Here is a 20718-nt window from a genome sequence, read left to right on the forward strand (position 1 = left end):
TGCAGCCAACGCTTTTTTTGTTATCATTATGAAAGAAACCAATAAATGGCTGTCTTTAATTATTGTACTGGTAGCGCCATTACTTTCTGTAATCGATGTGTATATTGTGAATATGGCTTTGCCGGAAATCAAGCAACAGTATTTGACATCAGACAGCAACACAGAATTAGTGATCAGTTCTTATCTGTTGGGATATTGTGTTTTCTTAGTAACCGGAGGAAGAGCCGGAGATTTTTTTGGTCGAAAGAAAATATTCATAATTGGGATGCTTTCGTTCACAATTACTTCTGCTTTATGTGGTTGTGCCGGAACCATTTTGCAATTGATATTTTTCAGATTTTTTCAGGGCGTCGCTGCGGCCTTTATGATTCCCCAAACCTTAACAATAATACAACTTACTTTTCGAGAAGCCAAAGAACGAAACTTGGCCTTTGGTTTTTTCGGAATTACCTTGGGTATTGCATCAATTTTGGGACAATTTTTAGGAGGTTATTTTGTGGCGCACCATTATATCGAGGAAAGTTGGCGTTTAATATTCTTAATCAATGTTCCGTTTGGTTTAGTGACTGTTGTTCTTTCTTTTTTCTTTTTGCAGGAAACAACACTGCATAGAGGAGCTAAGTTTGACATGCTTGGTGTACTACTATTAACCATAGCTTTGGGAAGTTTAATTTACGGACTCACTTTAGTGCCAGAGCAAGGACTGTCAATTTTAGTATTGCTTTTGTTATTTTTATCCGGGATTCTATTGTATGTATTTTGGAAGAACCAAAAAAGAAAAACCCAACAGCAAAGCAGTCCTTTGATGAACACGAATCTTTTTAAAATAAAAAGTTTCAATTTGGTTTTGCTTGTTGCCTTATTTTTTTTCGGAGCACACAATTCTTATTTATTAATATGTGCGGTTCAGTTCCAAAACACATTGCATTTGGATCCTTATGTTGCCAGCCAATATTTTACTTTTAATGGCATTGGTTTTTTATTGTCTTCATTTATTGCTTTAAAATTATTGCATAAATATGGAATCAAATTATTGATTATAGGCTGTTTTTTAATGATTGTTTCTTTGGTTTTACAGGTTTTTACTCTTGCAGATCCGGCAAATGTGAATTACATTCCTTGGTTTCTTTTGTTGTATGGGTTAGGACAGGGAACACTTTTACCATCGATTTTAAATTATGCGCTTAAAAAAATTCCAACAGATTATGCCGCATTGGCGGGCGGTGTATATTCTACCGTGCAACAATTTTCATCCGCTTTTGGAATCAGTATTATTGGCAGCCTGTTTTTTTATAGTTTGAAACAAGGTTTAGATGGCTATAGCATTGCGATGAGTATGGCGATTGTTTATTTGGTTTTTGTGGCACTGTTTTTATACCAACTTTCAAAATTGAATACAACCAATCCGTCTTAGAATAACACAAAAATTTTCTTTTATCTGAAAAATACAAAAATCGCTCAAACGATATAGTTGTATTTGTAGTATCTTTGGAAGCTTTCTAAATTGTTTTTGAGTTAGAATAATGCATGGGAAATAAATTATTTTTTAAGGGGATTTATGGTGATAACTCTATCGATATGGTTAGGGATATTATTCATATTACGCCTATGGAGATAACCGGCAAACGCCATGAATGGTATATAAAACCTCATGTACACACTGATCTTTTTCAAATTTTTGTGGTCGAAAGCGGCTCTTTGGAATTAATAATTAATGGCGAAAGTCAAATTGTGGAAAGCCTTTCTTTTTTTTCTATTCCAAAAAATATCGGTCATGGTTTACGCATGAATGCGGATACTAAAGGATGGGTTATCTCACTTTATGATAAGTCATTGGAAAATATGTTAAAATTCGATACGGATATTATCAATACGATAGACGAAATTCATATTTCAAAACTCGATGAAGAGGATAAATTAATTAATGATGCTTTGACAACGATTCGTAAATGCATCGACGAATATTATTCTGAATTACCGGGTAAGCAACACGCTTTACAGTATTTGGTTGGAATGATGTTGTTGCGTTTGTATCGAATATTTGTTACTTCATCCGCTGTTCATCTTTCCGATAACAAGAATAAAATATATTACCGACGCTTTGTTCAATTAATTAAGGAACAAAAATCTTTTAAAATAAGCATTGAAGACTATGCTAGCCGCTTAAATATCTCAAGTGGACATCTCAACCGAATTTGTAAGGATGTTTCCGGCTTATCGCCAAAAGACATTGTTATTGATTTTTTTATTGATGAAGCTAAAATTTATCTGCGCAATTTTGATATGTCAATTGCCGAAATCTCCTATGAATTAGATATTGAAGATCCCGCTTATTTTACGCGTTTGTTTAAGAAAAGGACCGAGCTCACTCCCAAAGAGTTCAGAAATCAATTAGGCCGCAAGTAATCACTGCATTTGTCTTTTAGTTATTCAATTATGAAAATGAGATAGTTTCTTATGAATTAGGTCTTTTTCACAATCTCATTTGCAATTTTACTACAGAAAACATTATTTGTCCTACTTTTTAAAGGAAATCAGGTCTTTTTTATTCGTTTTTTCTATTTAAAGCTATTATAAACAAATAGTTATGTTTTTGTCTATTTGTTTGATTTGTCTCATTAATAACAAATTAATCCAATTTTCAACCTGGCTTTTAGCTATAAATTTGTGATAATCAAATAGTAAGTGAGTGCTCAATTATTTATGAGTAAGTACTCACTTCTGTTGAAATCAAATAAATTTAGATACTAAGAAATGAATAATCCTACTATTGAAAAAATTGAAGCCATTCTGGTGGATTTGCCAACAATTCGCCCACATCACCTCTCGATGACCGTGATGAAAAAACAAACAATGGTTATCATTCGTTTGTTTTGCAGTGATGGAATGGAAGGAATTGGAGAAGCAACAACCATTGGTGGATTGAGTTACGGAGAGGAATCCCCGGAAAGTATGAAGCTCAACATTGATACTTATTTTGCTCCTTTATTAGTGGGTCAGGATGCGACCAATATTCACAAAGCCATGTTTTGGATTGAAAAAAACATTAAAGGCAATCGAATCGCAAAATCAGGAATTGAAACAGCGCTTCTTGATGCGCATGGAAAACGATTGGGTGTCTCTATTGGAACTTTATTAGGAGGTGCAATTTCTGAAACTTTACCCGTTTTATGGACATTGGCTAGTGGAAATACACAACAGGATATTGAAGAAGCCGAACATCTTTTGGCTATTGGAAGACACACTACTTTCAAATTAAAAATAGGATGGCAAGCGCCGGAAATTTCAATTGCTCACGTTGCCGCTATCAAAAAAGCGTTGGGAGACCGAGCAAAAGTAACAGTGGATGTGAATCAGGCTTGGGACGAAAGTACCGCAAAAATAAGTATTGCTAAACTTCAGGAAGCAGGAATTGATTTGATTGAACAGCCTATAGTTAAAGAAAATTTTGAAGGCTTGGCTCGTTTGACCAAAATGTTTACCGTGCCGATCATGGCAGATGAAGCGTTGAATGATAGTACCGATGCTTACAAATTGGCCAAAATAAGAGGAGGCGATGTTTTTGCTTTAAAAATTGGAAAATCAGGTGGATTACATAATGTTTTAAAAGTGGCCGCGATTGCAGAAGCTGCCGATATCAGTTTGTATGGCGGTACCTTATTAGAAGGAACAATTGGTTCAGTGGCTTCGGCGCATGCTTTTAGCACGTTGAAAACAATGTCATGGGGAACGGAACTTTTCGGTCCATTATTATTAACGGATGACATTGTAAAAACCAAAGTAGAATTTTCGAATGCTTCGATGAAAATTCCACAAGGTCCGGGTTTAGGCTTGGAATTAGATTTAGAAAAACTCAACGAATATAAACGTAAATAAAAATTAGCATTATGTTATTCCACGTAGAAATGACCGTAAAAATTCCACATGATTTAGATGTGAATTTTGTAAACGAATTAAAAGCAAAAGAAAAAGCAATGTCCCAAGATTTGCAACGCAGCGGAAAATGGGTTGACATTTGGAGAATAGTCGGGAAGTATTCGAACATCAGTATTTTCAATGTAGAAAGTCCGGCTGAACTTCATGAGATTCTGAGCAATTTACCCCTTTTTCCTTTTATGGAAATCGAAGTCAAATCATTATGCAAACACTATTCTTCGATTAAAGAAGGAGAATTGTAAGCCTTTTAAACAATCAAAAAAAACTATAATAAATTTAAAAAATCAATATCATGACTAGAGCACAAATAGACGGATTACTTCAAAAAATTGAAAGTACTGAAAAAATAGAAGCTGGAAGCGAAAGAACAAAAGCAATTGTAAACAGAATCCTGCGCGATTTGTTTTACACCATCGAAGATTTAGATATCCAACCGGATGAAGTTTGGACAGCAGTAAATTTCTTAACACAAGCGGGTCAAAATGGAGAATATGGTTTAATCGCGGCAGGTTTAGGATTAGAACATTTCTTAGACTTGCGTATGGATGAGGAAGAAGAAAAAGCAGGAATGACCGGTGGAACACCAAGAACGATTGAAGGACCACTTTATGTTGCAGGCGCACCAGTATCAAAAGGTTTTGCACGTTTGGATGACGGAACTGAAGAAGAACAAGGGGAAATTTTCTTCATGCAGGGAAAAGTTTTGGATGATAATAACCATCCAATTCCAAATGCAATTGTAGAGGTATGGCATGCTAATTTAAAAGGGAATTATTCTTATTTTGACCAATCACAAAGTGATTTCAATTTGCGCAGAACGATAGAAACGGATGAAAACGGAAACTATCAATTCCGCAGTATCCTTCCTTCCGGATATGCGGTTCCTCCTGGTGGATCAACAGAATTACTTTTAAGCGCCATTGGTCGTCACGGAAATCGTCCGTCTCACGTTCATTTCTTTGTATCAGCGCCAGGCTTCAGAAAATTAACAACACAAATAAACTTTGAAGGAGATCCTTACTTATGGGATGATTTTGCTTTCGCAACCCGTGAAGGTTTGGTTCCGGATCTTACGGTGATTACTGATGCAGAAAAAATCAAAGAAAAAGGATTAGACAAGCCATTTTCCTCAATCGATTTCGACTTCACTTTGCACAAAGAAGTGGAAGGAATTCACGATGCAGAAGTAGAGCGATTGAGAGCAGAATCTATAGCATAATGTAAAAAGAAAGGTCTATTACCATTTTTCGAATCTGAAGAATCTTCATGAGAAGGAATAAATCAAATCGATTTTTTAATTATTCTCATGATTGATTTTTTCGAAAATAACTCCGGAGCGGATCGGTTATGACTACTAAACAACAACACAAATGGAAAAATTAAATAAAGAATATGTAGAAAGCCTGCTTCAACATGATGTTGCAAAAGGTCTTTATCGTCATAACAGAGAATCCTTTACCAATCCGGAGTTGTTCGAATTGGAAATGAAATATATTTTCGAAAAGAATTGGGTGTATTTGGCGCACGAAAGTCAGATTACAGAATTGAACGATTATTTCACGACCCATATTGGCAGACAATCTATCTTTATTTCACGAAATAAAGAAGGCGAATTGAATGCTTTTATCAATGCATGCAGCCATAGAGGAGCACAGCTTTGTCGCTATAAAAAAGGGAATAAATCAACCTATACCTGTCCTTTTCACGGTTGGACTTTTAATAATTCGGGGAAATTACTAAAAGTAAAAGACGGAAAAGGCGCTGGATATCCAGAACAGTTCAATACGGAAGGTTCTCATGATTTGAAAAAAATAGCCAAATTTGAATCGTACAAAGGATTTTTATTTGGTAGCCTAAATCCAGATTCGTCTTCATTGGAAGATTATCTAGGTGACACCAAAAAGATTATCGATCAAATGGTAGATCAGGCTGAATTTGGATTGGAAGTAGTACGAGGTGCTTCTACGTATACCTATGATGCCAATTGGAAAATGCAGATGGAAAATGGTGCTGATGGTTACCACGTAAGTTCTGTACATTGGAACTATGTGGCTACGATGGGGAACCGTAAAGAAGATGGCGTGCAAGCGGTAGATCCAAACGGTTGGTCAAAAAGTGTAGGTGGTGTTTATGGTTTTGAAAATGGTCACATGCTGCTTTGGACCAAAATGCTGAATCCGGAAGTACGTCCGCTTTACAGCCAATTGAATCGCTTGAATGCTACACTTGGTGAAGAAAAAACCAATTTTATTATAAACGAAACACGCAACTTGGCTCTTTATCCAAATGTGTATTTGATGGATCAGTTTTCGACTCAAATTCGTGTGGTTCGACCAATCTCTGTCGATAAAACAGAAGTGACTATTTATTGTTTTGCACCCAAAAACGAAGCTGCTGAAGACCGTGCGTTGCGTATTCGCCAATACGAAGATTTCTTTAATGTAACCGGAATGGGAACTCCTGATGATTTGGAAGAATTCAGGTCTTGTCAGGAAAGTTATTTATCAAACGAAATGCCTTGGAACGATGTGAGCCGTGGTGCGGAACATTGGGTTTATGGTCCAGACGAACATGCTACCGCCATGGGAATCAATCCAAAATTAAGCGGAATCAGAACCGAAGACGAAGGATTGTTCCTGATGCAACACCAGTATTGGGCAGAAACTTTGAAAAAAGCCTTGGATAGTGAGGAATTGATTAATCTAGAAAACAATTTGTAAGATGACGAATTACGATAAAATACAGGCATTTGTTTATCAGGAAGCGAGACATTTAGACGACAAACAATGGGACGAATGGCTTCAGTTATACGATGAAAAAGTAACGTTTTGGATGCCATCATGGGATGATGAGGATAATTTAACCACAAATTACCAAACCGAGATTTCGTTGATTTATTATCCAAATAGGAATGGTTTGGAAGACCGTGTTTTCAGAATCAGAACCGAACGTTCAAGCGCTACTTTACCGGACACCAGAACAAGTCATAATTGCACCAATCTAGAAATTTTGGAAGAAAACAATGATGAAGTTAAAATACGTTTTAACTGGAATACATTGAGTTTCCGATACAATAAATTGGATCAGTTTTTTGGTACTTCCTTCTATACTTTGAAAAAAGTGGGAGATTCATTTTTAATCACTAATAAAAAAGTCATCCTTAAGAACGATTACATTCGACAAGTGCTTGACATATATCATATTTAATACAAAAAGTAATGGCAAAAATAGCATTAAACTTTGAGGACGGACTTACCCGATTTATAGATAGTTTACCCAATGAAACGGTAGCAGAAACTGCATATCGAGTTGGGATAAACATTCCGTTAGATTGCGCTGATGGCGCTTGTGGTACTTGTAAATGTAAAATGAGATCAGGAACTTTCGATGCAGGAGACTACATCGAAGAAGCCTTATCAGATGAAGAAGCAGCGGAAGGTTTTGCACTTGCTTGTCAGGTGAGACCAAAATCAGACCTTGTGGTTGATATTTTGGCGAGTTCTGCTGCTTGTAAAGTTAAATCTACGGCCATCACTACCGAAATTAAGGAATTGAATCGATTGTCTTCAGAAATCTACCAATTAAAATTAGCTGCTGCTGACGGGAGTTCTTTTCAATTTCTTCCGGGACAATATGTAAATATTGAGGTTCCGGGAACTTCACATACCAGATCGTATTCATACAGTTCAAAACCTGATGCAGCTGAAGGGGAGTTTTTAATAAAATTAGTTCCTGGAGGATTGATGAGTAATTATTTAAAAGAAGAAGCAAAGGTAGGTGGAGAACTAAACATAGTAACTCCTTTGGGTAGCTTTTATTTAAGAGAGGTGCAACGTGATTTAATTTTTATTGCCGGTGGTACAGGTATTGCTCCTTTTATGGCGATGCTTGAAAAACTAAAAGCAGAAAATAATACGACACCTATTCATTTATTTTACGGAGCTACGACAGCCGAGAATGTGGTGGAATTGGAACGTTTGAAGGCGTTTAGTGAAATTATGCCATTGCAAATATTTACTTGTACTTCTGACGAACAAGCCGAAGGACACGATAAAGGATTCGTTACCCAATGGATTAACAAAGAACTTCTTGGCGATAAAGCCTACGATATTTATATCTGTGGACCAAATGCGATGGTGGAGGCGGTAAAAACGACGCTTGACAAAGAGGCCATTCAACATGTTAATTTTTACATGGAAAAATTTGTTCCAACGGGTCAGGAAAATGTAAAAGCATAATTTTTAAATACTAAAAATGATTCACCCCAATAGATTTTCAGGAAAAGTGGTCCTTGTTACCGGTGCCGCTCAAGGAATAGGAAAAACCGTTGCCCTGCAACTTTTAGCCGAAGGGGCTTCGGTGGTATTAATTGACCGTTCTCCAATAGTAAATGAGATAGCTTCGCAATTGAGTGAAGACCAAAAAAATAAAGCGCTCGCAGTTATTGCCGATTTGGAGCAATTTTCAGGCTTCCAGTCGGTAGTGGAACAAGCCGTTGCCAAGTTTGGCAGAATAGATATTTTGATTAACAATGTAGGGGGAACCATCTGGATGAAACCTTTTGCAACCTATGAAGAAGATCAAATAGAAAAAGAAATTCGACGTTCGCTTTTCCCAACTTTATGGGGCTGTCGTGCCGTTCTTCCGATAATGTTGGAACAAAAAGCAGGGGTAATTGTGAATGTTTCTTCGGTGGCAACCAGAGGAATCAATCGTGTTCCTTATGCTGCTGCAAAAGGTGGAGTCAATGCCCTCACGGCTGCTATGGCTTTTGAATATGCTGAAAAAAATATTCGAATAAATGCGGTTGCACCAGGAGGAACCGAAGCTCCGGAACGCTTGATTCCCCGCAATGAAACCCCTGATTCAGAACAGGAAAAAATATGGAGACAAGAAGTGGCGGATCAAACTACCAAATCGAGTTTAATGAAACGCTACGGAACGATTGAAGAACAAACTTCGGCCATACTTTTTCTGGCGTCTGATGAAGCTTCTTATATCACAGGAGTTACAATTCCAGTTGCCGGAGGCGATTTGGGTTAATAAAAAAATGAAATAATGTCAAAAATAAAATTGCAGCATACAACATTGAATTATGTATTTGATGATTTCAAAAAGGAACAAACTATCCTTTTTTCTAATTCATTGGGAACTGATTTGACAATGTGGGATAAACAAGTAGAATTACTTGGTGCAGAATTCAATATTCTTCGTTATGACACGCGTGGTCATGGAAAGAGCGAAGTTCCCGCAGGAGAATATTCCATTGAAATGCTGGGGAAGGATGTATTGGATTTATTGGATTATCTAAAAATCCAGAAAGTAAATTTCTGCGGATTGTCTATTGGCGGGTTAACCGGACAATGGCTAGGAATTCATGCGCCGGAACGCTTGAACAAACTGATACTTTGTAATACTGCCGTAAAAATAGGAAACGCTGAAGGCTGGAATTCCCGAATTGAGGCCGTTCAGAAAAATGGTTTGGACAGTATCGTTTCAGGTACCCAAGAGCGCTGGTTTACGCCAGAATTTGTTGCTGAAAATAAAGATGAGGTTGATGCCGTATTGGTCAAGTTTGTACAAACGCCATTAGCAGGATACATTTCTTGTTGTGCCGCCGTTCGTGATGCTGATTTTACAGCAGAAGTTTCAAAAATTTCGGTACCAACCTTAATTATTTCAGGCACAGAAGATGCCGTTACAACCATAAAAGACGGTGGTTTTCTGATGGGGAAAATTCCAAATTCGTTATTAGCTGCCTTAAAAACGGCTCATATTTCAAACATTGAAAAAGCGGATGATTTTACAAAATTACTTATTGAATTTATTAAAAATTAAATTATGAAAACAGTTCCACAAATAACAACCGAACAAGCCGCAGCATTTGTAAAAGATGGAGATACTCTATTGCAAGGAGGTTTTGGTATGACAGGAAATCCGGTACATTTAATGGATGCTTTGTCGAAAACCCAAACTAAAAACATCACTTTTATTGGAAATAATGTGGGCGAAGCGGGAATTGGTGGCGGACGTTTGTTGCGAAACGGACAGTTAAAAAAAATGATTGGTTCTTTTTTTACCAGTAATCCCGAAGCAGTGAAAGCGGCTCAGGATGGAATTGTAGAATATGAGTTGATACCGCAAGGAACTTTGGCGGAAGCCTTACGAGCCGGAGGAGCTGGAATCGGAGGTTTTTATACGCCAACTGCTGCAGGAACTCCTATTGCAGCAGGGAAAGAAACTAAAATAATTGATGGAGTCGAACAGGTTTTTGTAAAAGGAATTCGCGGAAACGTAGCTTTTATCAGAGCTTGGAAAGCGGATACAGCAGGAAATTTAATTTACCGTATGACGGAACAAAATTTCAATCGCGCTATGGCAACAGCCGCTGATTTGGTTATTGCTGAGGTAGAGGAAATTGTACCGGAAGGCACTTTAGATCCTAATTATATTCACACACCGGGATGTTTTATTGATTATCTGGTTCAGGCCACACTTACTTTAGAAGATTTAGGTTCATCGGCATCGGTGAGTAAAGGAAAAAAAGTGAGCGAAGACCGCATGAATATGGCGAAACGTGCTTTGCAGGAATTGAAAAAAGGCGATGTAGTCAATTTAGGAATCGGAATTCCAACCTTAGTTGCTGATTTAATAACTCCAGAACACGGTGTTATTTTGCATACCGAAAACGGAATGTTGGGCGTCGGTCCGGAACCTGCTGATGGTGGCGGAGCAATGGATTATCCGGTAAATGCGGGAAAAATTCCAGTTACCGCATTAGCAGGAAGCAGTTATTTTGACAGTGCCGAATCTTTTGCCATGATTCGTGGAAAACATGTTGATATTGCGGTAATGGGCGGTTTAGAAGTAGATGAGCATGCCAATCTGGCGAATTGGGCAGTTCCGGGACAACCTTTGTTAGGAGTTGGTGGAGCAATGGATTTGGCTTCAGGTGCAAAAACGCTGATTATTACCATGAATCACAACAACAGAGACGGAAGTTCTAAAATTGTACCTACTTGTACCTTGCCTTTAACGACTTTAGGTTCTGTTGATATGGTAATTACAGAATTGGCCGTTTTCAAATATATTGACAATAAACTGACATTGATTGAATTAATGCCTGGAGCAACTTTAGAAGAAGTTCGGGAAAAAACAGAAGCAAAATTCGTAGAACAATTAGCATAAAAAGAAGGGTAGAATAGAATTATCTTAGCTTTTTAATTTTAATCCTAATCGAATGATAAACAAATTAATACGATACAGTATTGGATCTGATTTAATTATTTATGGTTTCAAATGCATCGTTGGGTTTTTAATCGGCTATCAATTGTATCTGAGTTTTCCCGAATATGAGTTGTATTGGACGTTACTTTCTATTATTTTGGTGATTTCTCCCGAAGCAAAAGATGCACGACGTTTGTCTATTGAACGGTTTAAATCGAACCTAATTGGTTCCGGAATAGGATTGCTTTGTTATTTTATTCATGCGCCAAATGTCTATATGCTATTGTTGGGTATTATACTTTCCATAGTTACTTGTTATTTATTTAACCTGATGAATGTGGCGCGAACCGCAATTGTGGCACTCATCATTGTATTGATTCATGAACAGACGCAAATGTCATGGATAGGAGCGATAGAACGGTTTATATCAGTAACTACAGGATGTTTCATCGGATTATCGATTACCATTATTACATCAGCAGTAATTAATTATTGGAGAAAAAAAGCAAACCTTCCGCAAGAAAAATTATAATTTAAAAGTCATAAAAATGAATACAGAAGCCTATATAATTGATGGAATCAGAACTCCGATAGGAAGTTTTGGAGGAACACTTTCGGCTGTCAGAGCAGATGATTTGGCTGCAATGGTCATTGAAGCATTAGTAAATAAAAATCCAAATATTCCAACCGATGCCATTGATGATGTCATCTTAGGCTGTCACAATCAAGCCGGAGAAGACAATCGCAATGTAGCGCGAATGGCCTCATTGCTGGCGGGATTGCCTGTTACGGTTCCCGGAGAAACAGTAAATAGATTGTGTGCATCAGGAATGTCTGCAATTATTGGAGCCTCAAGAGCTATTAAAGCTGGAGATGGCGATCTATTTATTGCCGGTGGAGTAGAGCACATGACGCATGGTCCATTGGTGATTTCAAAAGCATCAAAAGCTTATGGAACCGATTCTAAAATGGAAGATTCTTCTTTTGGATGGCGTTTTGTAAACCCAAAAATGAAAGAAATGTACGGCGTAGATCCTATGGGAATTACCGCTGAAAATCTGGTGGATTTGTATGGTATTTCGAGAGAAGATCAGGATAAATTTTCTTTGGCATCCCAATTAAAAGCTGCAGCTGCAACCAGAAATGGACGATTGGCAGAAGAAATTCTTCCAGTTGTTATTCCGCAGCGCAAAGGAGACCCACTAGTTTTTGAAAAAGATGAATTTGTTAGAGAGAATTCTACGTTGGAATCGCTTTCAAAACTGAAACCAGCCTTTAAAAAAGACGGTACGGTAACGGCCGGAAACGCTTCGGGCTTAAATGACGGAGCTGCAGTAGTATATGTGGCATCTGGAGAAGCTGTCGAAAAATACGGATTGAAACCTTTGGCCAGAATTGTAAGTTCGGCAGTAACAGGAGTTGAACCTCGAATTATGGGAATTGGTCCGGTTACGGCAACACAGAAAGCACTCCAAAAAGCAGGACTTACGTTGGATGATATTGGTGTTATGGAGTTTAATGAAGCCTTTGCGGCTCAGGCATTAGCGTGCACAAGAGCGTTAGGGCTTAAAGATGACGACCCAAGAATAAACCCGAATGGCGGCGCTATAGCTTTGGGACATCCATTAGGTATGTCGGGCACAAGAATAACGTATTCTGCTGCGCTGGAACTTCACAAGAAAAATGTAAAATATGCTTTAGCTACGATGTGTGTTGGTGTGGGACAGGGATATGCTGTTATTTTAGAAAAAGTAGATTAAGTAATTTAATTGTCTATAGTATAGATTTTAAAAATGAGTAAGAAACAAGACATATTGGATGCTGCCATAACGATTTTTACAGCGGTGGGAACCTCTGCTGCTTCAACGAAATCTATTGCGATAGAAGCCAATGTGTCTGAAGCTCTTATTTTTAAACACTTCAAAAGTAAAGACAACCTAATCGAAGAAATCGTTAAATCCGGATACAGGGAAGCAACAAAGTTAGTTGCTGAACATTTGGAATATCAAACAGCTGAAAATTATCTTTCAAATTTGCTGGATTTACCAAAACTACTCGTGTTGTCAAATAAGAGCTTTTGGCAGATGCAGTATAAAATTACGCCACTTAACGCGATGGCAATGATGAATCATCAGCTGTTTATGAAATCCAGTTATGAATTTATTGTAAAAGCTTTTGCAGAATTGGGATATGAAGAGCCAGTTTTAGAAGCAGAAATAGTATTGTTTATTATCGATGGCTTGTGGAAGTGCATTGCCGTAAATGACTGTGAAACTGCTCATATTGATTCCTTAATACAACTGACAAAGCAGAAATACAATCTACATCAATAAAAAAATAGAGTAGCAGCTGTATTAATTGTCAGTTAAAAGAACGGACACTTTTGTATTTGAAGGCGATAAAATTGTTTATCATACCGTTGCCGATTATAGATTGAAAATATAAATTTACTTATCGGAGAAAAAATAAGAGATCAATAATTATATTACGATAATACGTCCTACCTAATTTATACTTTTATTGCTTTAAAATCAGGTAAGGTTAATTTTTAAAAATGGAAAGGAAAAAATTTTTACAAACTATGGCACTATTGCCTTTAGGTGTGGCAGCAATGAAACTGAATTCTTTATATTCTATTTCTCAAAAATTTGAGCCTACTGAAAGAATGCCTGTTTTGTTCTTGGGGCATGGTAGCCCGATGAATGCCATAGACAACAATATTTTTACAAAAGGCTTTGAAACCATTGGAAAAACATTGCCGAAACCAAATGCAATACTTTGTATTTCTGCTCATTGGGAAACAAAAGGCACTTATGTTACTGCTATGGAAAAACCAAAAACAATTCATGATTTTGGCGGATTTCCAAAAGCATTATTTGATGTCCAATATCCAGCACCAGGAAGTCCAATTTTAGCGAATGAAATAAAAAACACTATTAACTCCGTTACTGTAGGATTAGATAATGATTGGGGACTTGATCATGGGACTTGGTCAGTGGTTAAGTTTTTATATCCAAAAGCGGATATACCTGTTATACAGATGAGTATTGATTATACGCAACCAGCATCCTATCATTATGCTTTAGCCAAAGAACTTGCATCGTTGCGAAGAAAGGGCGTTTTAATAATCGGAAGTGGCAATTCGGTGCATAACTTAGGTACTGCTGCATGGGATAAAATATCAACTCCCGGTTATGCCTTCGAATGGGCAACAATTGCAAATGAAAAAATTAAAGATTTCATCCTTAAAGGAGATCATCATTCATTAATTCATTTTGATAAACAAGGTAAGGAAATGCTTCTTGGCATTCCAACTCCGGAACATTATTTACCCATGATTTACGCATTGGCTTTACAAGAAAAAGATGAACACCCCGTTTTTTATAACGATTCTATTGTAGCAGGTTCCCTTAATATGCTTTCCATAAAATTAGATAAAAGATGATCAAAAATAGATATTGGTATATCACACTTTTTTTGCCACTCACCATTTTAATAACAAGTTTTATGATAACAACACAAAATACAGAACCATCATTACATTATTTGGTGCGGCCCCCTAAAATAAAAACGGAAAATCCACCCTTACTTTTACTGTTGCATGGTGTGGGCGGTAATGAACAAAATTTGTTTTCGTTTGCCAATTCTTTACCCGAAAAATTTCTTGTAGTATCGGTGAGAGGACCTTTAACCCTTGGATCAAATAGCTATGCTTGGTTTCGTGTTGATTTTTCTACCGGTCGACCAATTATTAATGAGAAAGAAGCAGAAGCTGCCCGAAAATCAATTATTCAGTTTCTTGATGAATTGAAACACAAAGAAAAGTTTGATGCGAAAAACGTCTATATGATGGGATTCAGCCAAGGCGGCATTATGAGTTACAGTACAGCCTTAACCGAACCGGAAAAAATTGCCGGTATTGCTGTGATGAGCGGAAGATTATTGCCCGAAGTAAAACCATTGATTGCCAGTAATGAACGTTTAGCCAAGTTAAAAGTGTATGTTTCACATGGCAAACAGGATAATGTTTTACAAGTTCAATATGCCTATGACGCGGTAGAATACTTGAAAACTAAAGGAATTCATCCTGAATTTCATGAGTATTCAGAAAGTCATACTATTAGCAGGGAAATGCTGGCAGATGTGAATACATGGTTGAAATAAGAAAACTAAAGATAACACTCATAAAAAAATAGACACTGACAGTATTTTTATTTCTTTTTTTTGAAAGCTAACCTTGTTATTCTAATTTTTTTGACAACATAGTGTCTCGTCTTTTCATGATATACAAACCATCCTCCAAGGGCACCAATCAAACTTCCTATTAAAACATCAATTAAACGACTTGTTATCAGTTCTGTTGGGCTTTGCGCTAATGGATTGGCTGCTTCAGCTAACAGGATTGTCAAAGGGGTAATAAAAACTACTGCCAGCGCGTAATTTCTTGTTACGGTCGATTCTATAATAAATTGAAGAATGACAATAGCAATACATATTCCTAAAGGATCTTTTAAAGTAGACAAAATTATCCAACACAATCCCATTCCCAATACAGTTCCTAAAACTCTATAAAACCCTCTTCTCCAAATATGATGCGCGGTTGCGCCCTGCATGACAGCCAAACATGAAATTGGTATCCAATAAGGCTTGTTAAATTCATACAAATGACCAATCAGTAAAGAGATAAACATAAAAAATCCTATGATGAAAGATTCGGCATAATCCGCATCTTTTTTGAAATGAACTTTCTTGAGCATACCCGAAGTTTCTTTTATAATATCAGGTTTTCTCGTAATTAAACTATAAGTCAATGCAAGAAAACAGGCGAAAATTGTTCCTATGGCTATTAACCCAATTTTTTCGGGAATTTTTTCTAAATTAAAAGGAATGCCACTTGCCAGGGCAGCTAACATGATGAAAAAGAAATTGCCCGGTGGGTTCATTTTTAACCATAATGATAACCAATGAATTATAGTACTAAAAATCCCAAACACTATACAAGAAATAATGGGGTTAAAACTAAATATAATTCCAATACCAAATGAAATCAAAAAACCAAAAGAACAGATGAGCAACTTTGCCATTCTACCCACAAAATTGGAATTTGTTGGCATATAAAGAATTACCAAACCCGCTAAACTGACCGTGAGTGCCGACGAAAAAGCATTCATAACATACCCAACAAACATAGGAATGCCCACACATAAGGAGGCTAAAACAGGAATAGACCAATGCCTGTTGTTTGGTTTAAGCTTAAATACCTCCTTTAATTCCTGTTTCAGAAATTCTTTTTTGTTAATTGGTTCATTCATAACACTTTAGTCTACTTATTTTAGGCGGTTTCAAATCTATGGATGTGGTGGTTAAGCACACTTTCTTGCAACATAATTTGTCCTAGTCCTTTTAGTATTGTGATTATAATTGGAAATCGATTTTCGATTAGTTTTGTTTGTTCTTCAAATTGCCTTTGACCTGCACTAAGGTTTTTTCAAGGTTTGGATCCGGAGTGCCATAAATATCGGCTAGTATTTCACGATTTTTATACAAAGATTGATCGACATATTCTGCTCCGGTTAAACCGTCTTTTTTTTTGTGCTGACAAATTTAGGCTTGCCAAAAGCACTACTGAATAACACAGTATTTGCAGTCCGATTACTCTTGTTTTCATGATCGCTAGGTTTAAAAGGTTTGATTTATAATTTTGGAATTTTTGCATTTAAAATAGTGCTTAAACTGCCGAATATATTATTAAAGCAATGCTGTATCAACTGTAATATCATGTGTCAGTATTTTATGTACAGGGCATACATTGGCCACATTAAACAGTCTTTGTCGCTGACCTTCATCTAAGTTGCCTTCAAATTGAAGTTTCCTTTTAAAAATGGTTTTTCCATCCTCTTCAATCAGTTCAATTTCGATCTGTACATTTTTGAGGTTCCAGCCTTTGCGGTCGCAATACATCCGTACTGTGGCATTGGTGCAGGCCGCCAATGCAGAAACCAGCAATTCTTTTGGCGAGAACCCTTTGTCCTGACCACCTTTTTCTTTTGGTTCATCCGCCATTACACTATTTCCCGTAGGCGTTTGTATGCCTATCAAATAATTTTCTTTACCGTTGTTGGCTGTAACTTTTATCATTTTTTTATTTTTTGGTCATTTCTGGATAGGGTACAAATTCAAGTTCGTCTCCTTTAATTTTGTCAAATGCCTGATCTTTCCATTTTTGTTTGGCATTGTTGATAAGATGCATATCTGAAGCCACAAAGTTCCAGTCGATAAAACGTTCTTCTGCAAATGGTTCGCCTCCAAAAATGTAGACAGTACTGTTGGCTTCTATGATAAATTCGCATAAGCTGCTTTCTTTGGCTACCAATAATTGTTTGGGCAGGTAACGGTTTCCGTCACTCTCAATACTACCTTCCAATATATACAAGCCTGCTTCGCCATATAATTCATGACCAATAGTTACTTTTTGCCTGCTCGTGCTTTTTATCTCTATCATAAAAAGTTTGCTGAACACGGGAACCGGAGATTGATGCCCAAAGGCGCTTCCTGCTATTAATTTAAATTGTAACTGATCCTGCGACCATTGAGGAATTTTGTCTGCATCAATATGAAAGAATTCCGGCTCCATTTGTTCCAATTCTTTTGGCAAGGCTACCCAAATTTGCAGGCCATGCATCGTTTTATCAGAATGGCGCAGGTATTCCGGTGTGCGTTCAGAATGCACAATCCCTTTTCCCGCCGTCATCCAGTTGACCGCTCCGGGCTTTATTTCGACCGCATTGCCCAGCGTATCCCGGTGCATAATACTGCCTTCAAATAAAAAGGTAAGTGTCGAAAGTCCAATATGCGGATGAGGTAGTACATCGAAATTCTCTCTTTCATTCAATTTAACAGGACCCATGTGGTCGATGTAAATAAAAGGGCCAACCATCCTTTTTTGCCGGAATGGCAGCAAGCGACCTACCATAAATTTACCAATGCTGGCGGCTCTTTCTTCTATTATGAGGTTGATATTTGACATAGTATTGTATTATTTTTGGTCTGTTATTATTATACCTTCTAAATTGTAACTCAATTATTAAAATGGATTTATAATTATGCTTTTTTTAAAGCAATGCTTTTCTTATCATTGGTATCACTTTAGTTCCAATTAATTCTATTGAATTCATTAATTGTGAATGCGTAAGACCGGCATTATCCATTTGAAAAGTAAATCGGGAAACTCCTCCCAAGGCTTCACTATGTCTCAGGATTTTTTCGGCCACCTGCTCAGGACCACCAATAACCAAAACGCCTTTGGGGGCTATAAGATTTTCAAATTGTGGTCTAGTTACTGCAGGCCATCCACGCTCTCTTCCTAACTTTGTCCAAACTTCGGCATAACCGGGATAATAATCGGCTATCGCAGTTTCATTGGTACTGCCAACATATCCGGGAGAATGAAGGCCAACTTTGAGTTCTTCGGGTTTGAAACCGGCTTCTTTGCCCGCCTCGCGGTATAAATCAATCAATGGACGAAAGCGATGCGTTTCACCGCCAATGATGGCTACCATCAGAGGCAGACCCAGTGTTCCAGCTCTGATAAAGGATTCGGGAGTGCCTCCAACGCCTAGCCACACGGGTAATTTTTTTTGGAAAGAACGAGGATAAACAGGAAGATTATTCAAAGCCGGGCGAAATGCTCCGGACCAAGTTACATATTCGTTATCTCGAACCTGAAGCAGTAAATCCAATTTTTCTTTAAACAATTTATCATAGTCTTCGAGTTTAAAACCGAAAAGGGGATAGGCTTCAATAGAAGATCCGCGACCCACGACAATTTCCGCCCGACCTTTTGAAATAAGATCCAAAGTCGCAAAACTTTGATAAACCCGTACAGGATCAGCAGCACTTAAAACTGTTACGGCGCTCGTTAATCGTATTTTCTTTGTTCTACTTGCTGCAGCGCTTAGGATAACCGCCGTCGCAGAATCTAAATATTCTTTTTTGTGATGTTCTCCGATACCAAAAACATCAAGTCCAACCTGATCAGCAAATTCAATTCTTTGGAGCAATTGCTCCATTGCATCCACGCTGCTTAAAGCATTTTTATCTCCGTATAGGGCAGAGGCAAAACTGTCAATTCCTATTTCCATGATAATCCAAGTTATTGATGTATTACATTATATTCTGTAAATAATGTATGAAAGCCCACGAAGGGCTTTGATACATTTTATGGTTAAAATACAGTTGCGGAATTATTGTTTTACGAATTGAATTTCAGCAACCAATTTTACATCTTCTCCAACTAAAACACCTCCTGTTTCAAGTGCCGAATTCCAGGTTAATCCAAAATCCTTGCGGTTGATGTTTCCGTTTATGGAAAGCCCAACTTTTGTATTGCCCCAAGGGTCTTTCATCGCTCCGCTGTATTCTGTCGCTAAAGTTACATTCTTGGTTACGTCTTTAATGGTCAGGTCGCCACTGATTTTGTATTCACCGTCATTTACTTTATGAATGCCTGTCGATACAAACGATAATTTTGGAAATTTTTCCACATCAAAAAAATCGCCACTCTTCAAATGATTGTCGCGGTCTTGATTATTTGTATCTACTGAATGTACTTCGGCAGAAAAATTAATTTTTGAAGTTTCAAATTTATCGTCTTCATTTTCAATAGTTGCCTCGACAGCATTGAATTTACCGGATACATTGGTAAACATCATGTGCTTTACTTTAAAACCTATTTCGGAATGTGTTGGGTCAATTGCCCATGTTGATTTTGCCATTGTTGTTTTATTTTAAGATTATTGTTTTTTTATGAAAATTCTATTTTATTTTTTTCATGTGCAGCAGAATTAAGTGTTTACCTACGCTGTGAAGTTGACTTATTACAATTTTATTCTACCCGTTCAGTAGCAGGATCAGTTTTCTCTCCCAAAAATTCAACCCAGGCTTTTTTCATAGACGGATAATGTTTTGCCGCTTCTACCAGTTGCATGAAAGCAACAATATTACTTTCAAATCGTTTCGTTAATGTCTCATCGGCAATAGTGCCTTCGGCAGTAAAAGCAGTGTGAGCTGTTGCCAATGAAAACATAGCGGAGAAAACATCCGTTCCAAGTTTTACCAAAGGGGTTCTCAGGGACCAAAGCCCATGATTGCCGCCGCCCATGGATGGAGAAGCCGACATTAGTAAGGCATGACGCTCATTGAAAGGTTGCGGACGAAATCGTGAAACCCAATCTATGGAGTTTTTCAAAATGCCGGGCATAGAGCCGTTATATTCTGGAGAAGCGATAATGAAGGCATCACTTTCCAAAATGCGTTGGCGAAATGCTATCGCTCCTGCAGGATGGAAATCATTTACTTCTAAATCCTGATTAAAAGAAGGACAATCAAACTCACTCATGCTGGCAAAGTCAACTTTTCCGCCATTTTTCTCTATAACTTTGATCGCCAATTTTGCCAATTTTGTATTCAGCGAATCCTTTCGTAAGGATGCGGAAAAAACAAGAATGCGTATCGGATCCATTTTACCGGTTTTTTGTTGTTCGTTCATTAGTTCTT

General features: G+C 37.4%; 22 protein-coding genes. 16 read left to right on the forward strand and 6 right to left on the reverse strand.

Annotated elements, in window-relative coordinates:
* Window positions 1-28: 28 nt before the first annotated feature.
* The 16 genes from BUB25_RS13090 (at window position 29) to BUB25_RS13165 (ending at window position 15327) form a co-directional block, all read left to right on the forward strand.
* Window positions 29-1414, forward strand: coding sequence for an MFS transporter (locus tag BUB25_RS13090; RefSeq protein WP_084089605.1), 1386 nt, complete (start codon window positions 29-31; stop codon window positions 1412-1414).
* Window positions 1415-1527: 113 nt separating this feature from the next.
* Complete coding sequence (locus tag BUB25_RS13095) at window positions 1528-2406, forward strand: AraC family transcriptional regulator (RefSeq protein ID WP_072945101.1); 879 nt, start codon at window positions 1528-1530, stop codon at window positions 2404-2406.
* 348 nt (window positions 2407-2754) lie between these two features.
* Window positions 2755-3876 carry a muconate/chloromuconate family cycloisomerase gene (locus BUB25_RS13100; RefSeq protein ID WP_072945103.1) on the forward strand — a complete coding sequence of 374 codons (1122 nt, stop codon included), beginning with the start codon at window positions 2755-2757 and terminating at the stop codon, window positions 3874-3876.
* An 11-nt stretch (window positions 3877-3887) separates the two neighbouring features.
* Window positions 3888-4178 (forward strand): muconolactone Delta-isomerase, encoded by a 291-nt coding sequence (gene catC / locus BUB25_RS13105; protein ID WP_072945105.1) that lies wholly within the window; start codon window positions 3888-3890, stop codon window positions 4176-4178.
* 50 nt (window positions 4179-4228) lie between these two features.
* Window positions 4229-5155, forward strand: coding sequence for a catechol 1,2-dioxygenase (gene catA, locus BUB25_RS13110; protein ID WP_072945106.1), 927 nt, complete (start codon window positions 4229-4231; stop codon window positions 5153-5155).
* A gap of 151 nt (window positions 5156-5306) precedes the next feature.
* Window positions 5307-6656, forward strand: coding sequence for an SRPBCC family protein (locus BUB25_RS13115; protein ID WP_072945108.1), 1350 nt, complete (start codon window positions 5307-5309; stop codon window positions 6654-6656).
* Between the two features lies 1 nt (window position 6657).
* Window positions 6658-7143, forward strand: a complete 486-nt coding sequence (benB, locus tag BUB25_RS13120; RefSeq protein ID WP_072945110.1) for a benzoate 1,2-dioxygenase small subunit — start codon at window positions 6658-6660, stop codon at window positions 7141-7143.
* 11 nt (window positions 7144-7154) lie between these two features.
* On the forward strand, window positions 7155-8174 hold the full coding sequence (benC, locus tag BUB25_RS13125) for a benzoate 1,2-dioxygenase electron transfer component BenC (protein ID WP_072945112.1): 1020 nt from the start codon (window positions 7155-7157) through the stop codon (window positions 8172-8174).
* A 16-nt stretch (window positions 8175-8190) separates the two neighbouring features.
* Window positions 8191-8979, forward strand: a complete 789-nt coding sequence (gene benD / locus BUB25_RS13130) for a benzoate diol dehydrogenase BenD (protein ID WP_072945114.1) — start codon at window positions 8191-8193, stop codon at window positions 8977-8979.
* Between the two features lie 15 nt (window positions 8980-8994).
* A complete protein-coding gene (pcaD, locus tag BUB25_RS13135) occupies window positions 8995-9774 on the forward strand; it encodes a 3-oxoadipate enol-lactonase (protein ID WP_072945117.1) in 780 nt (259 codons plus the stop codon).
* Between the two features lie 3 nt (window positions 9775-9777).
* Window positions 9778-11124: a 3-oxoacid CoA-transferase gene (locus tag BUB25_RS13140; RefSeq protein ID WP_072945119.1), complete on the forward strand. Its 1347-nt coding sequence runs from the start codon at window positions 9778-9780 to the stop codon at window positions 11122-11124.
* 52 nt (window positions 11125-11176) lie between these two features.
* Window positions 11177-11695: an FUSC family protein gene (locus BUB25_RS13145; RefSeq protein WP_072945121.1), complete on the forward strand. Its 519-nt coding sequence runs from the start codon at window positions 11177-11179 to the stop codon at window positions 11693-11695.
* 16 nt (window positions 11696-11711) lie between these two features.
* Complete coding sequence (pcaF, locus tag BUB25_RS13150) at window positions 11712-12923, forward strand: 3-oxoadipyl-CoA thiolase (RefSeq protein ID WP_072945123.1); 1212 nt, start codon at window positions 11712-11714, stop codon at window positions 12921-12923.
* A gap of 33 nt (window positions 12924-12956) precedes the next feature.
* Window positions 12957-13496 carry a TetR/AcrR family transcriptional regulator gene (locus BUB25_RS13155; RefSeq protein ID WP_072945125.1) on the forward strand — a complete coding sequence of 180 codons (540 nt, stop codon included), beginning with the start codon at window positions 12957-12959 and terminating at the stop codon, window positions 13494-13496.
* A 278-nt stretch (window positions 13497-13774) separates the two neighbouring features.
* A complete protein-coding gene (gene ygiD / locus BUB25_RS13160; RefSeq protein ID WP_072945291.1) occupies window positions 13775-14608 on the forward strand; it encodes a 4,5-DOPA-extradiol-dioxygenase in 834 nt (277 codons plus the stop codon).
* 62 nt (window positions 14609-14670) lie between these two features.
* Window positions 14671-15327 (forward strand): alpha/beta hydrolase, encoded by a 657-nt coding sequence (locus BUB25_RS13165; RefSeq protein WP_072945126.1) that lies wholly within the window; start codon window positions 14671-14673, stop codon window positions 15325-15327.
* Between the two features lie 47 nt (window positions 15328-15374).
* Here BUB25_RS13165 and BUB25_RS13170 read toward each other — a convergent pair whose 3' ends face one another.
* From BUB25_RS13170 to BUB25_RS13195, 6 genes are all read right to left on the reverse strand, one after another.
* Window positions 15375-16475 carry an FUSC family protein gene (locus tag BUB25_RS13170; RefSeq protein ID WP_072945128.1) on the reverse strand — a complete coding sequence of 367 codons (1101 nt, stop codon included), beginning with the start codon at window positions 16473-16475 and terminating at the stop codon, window positions 15375-15377.
* 436 nt (window positions 16476-16911) lie between these two features.
* On the reverse strand, window positions 16912-17301 hold the full coding sequence (locus BUB25_RS13175; protein ID WP_072945130.1) for an OsmC family protein: 390 nt from the start codon (window positions 17299-17301) through the stop codon (window positions 16912-16914).
* A gap of 4 nt (window positions 17302-17305) precedes the next feature.
* A complete protein-coding gene (locus tag BUB25_RS13180) occupies window positions 17306-18190 on the reverse strand; it encodes a pirin family protein (protein ID WP_072945132.1) in 885 nt (294 codons plus the stop codon).
* An 85-nt stretch (window positions 18191-18275) separates the two neighbouring features.
* Window positions 18276-19304: an LLM class flavin-dependent oxidoreductase gene (locus BUB25_RS13185; RefSeq protein WP_072945133.1), complete on the reverse strand. Its 1029-nt coding sequence runs from the start codon at window positions 19302-19304 to the stop codon at window positions 18276-18278.
* A 102-nt stretch (window positions 19305-19406) separates the two neighbouring features.
* Window positions 19407-19937: a YceI family protein gene (locus tag BUB25_RS13190; RefSeq protein ID WP_072945135.1), complete on the reverse strand. Its 531-nt coding sequence runs from the start codon at window positions 19935-19937 to the stop codon at window positions 19407-19409.
* Window positions 19938-20047: 110 nt separating this feature from the next.
* Entirely contained in the window at window positions 20048-20710 is a 663-nt protein-coding gene (locus BUB25_RS13195; RefSeq protein ID WP_106357563.1) for an NADPH-dependent FMN reductase, read from the reverse strand.
* Window positions 20711-20718 lie beyond the last annotated feature (8 nt).

This window comes from Flavobacterium granuli (assembly GCF_900129705.1).
Lineage (GTDB): Bacteria > Bacteroidota > Bacteroidia > Flavobacteriales > Flavobacteriaceae > Flavobacterium > Flavobacterium granuli.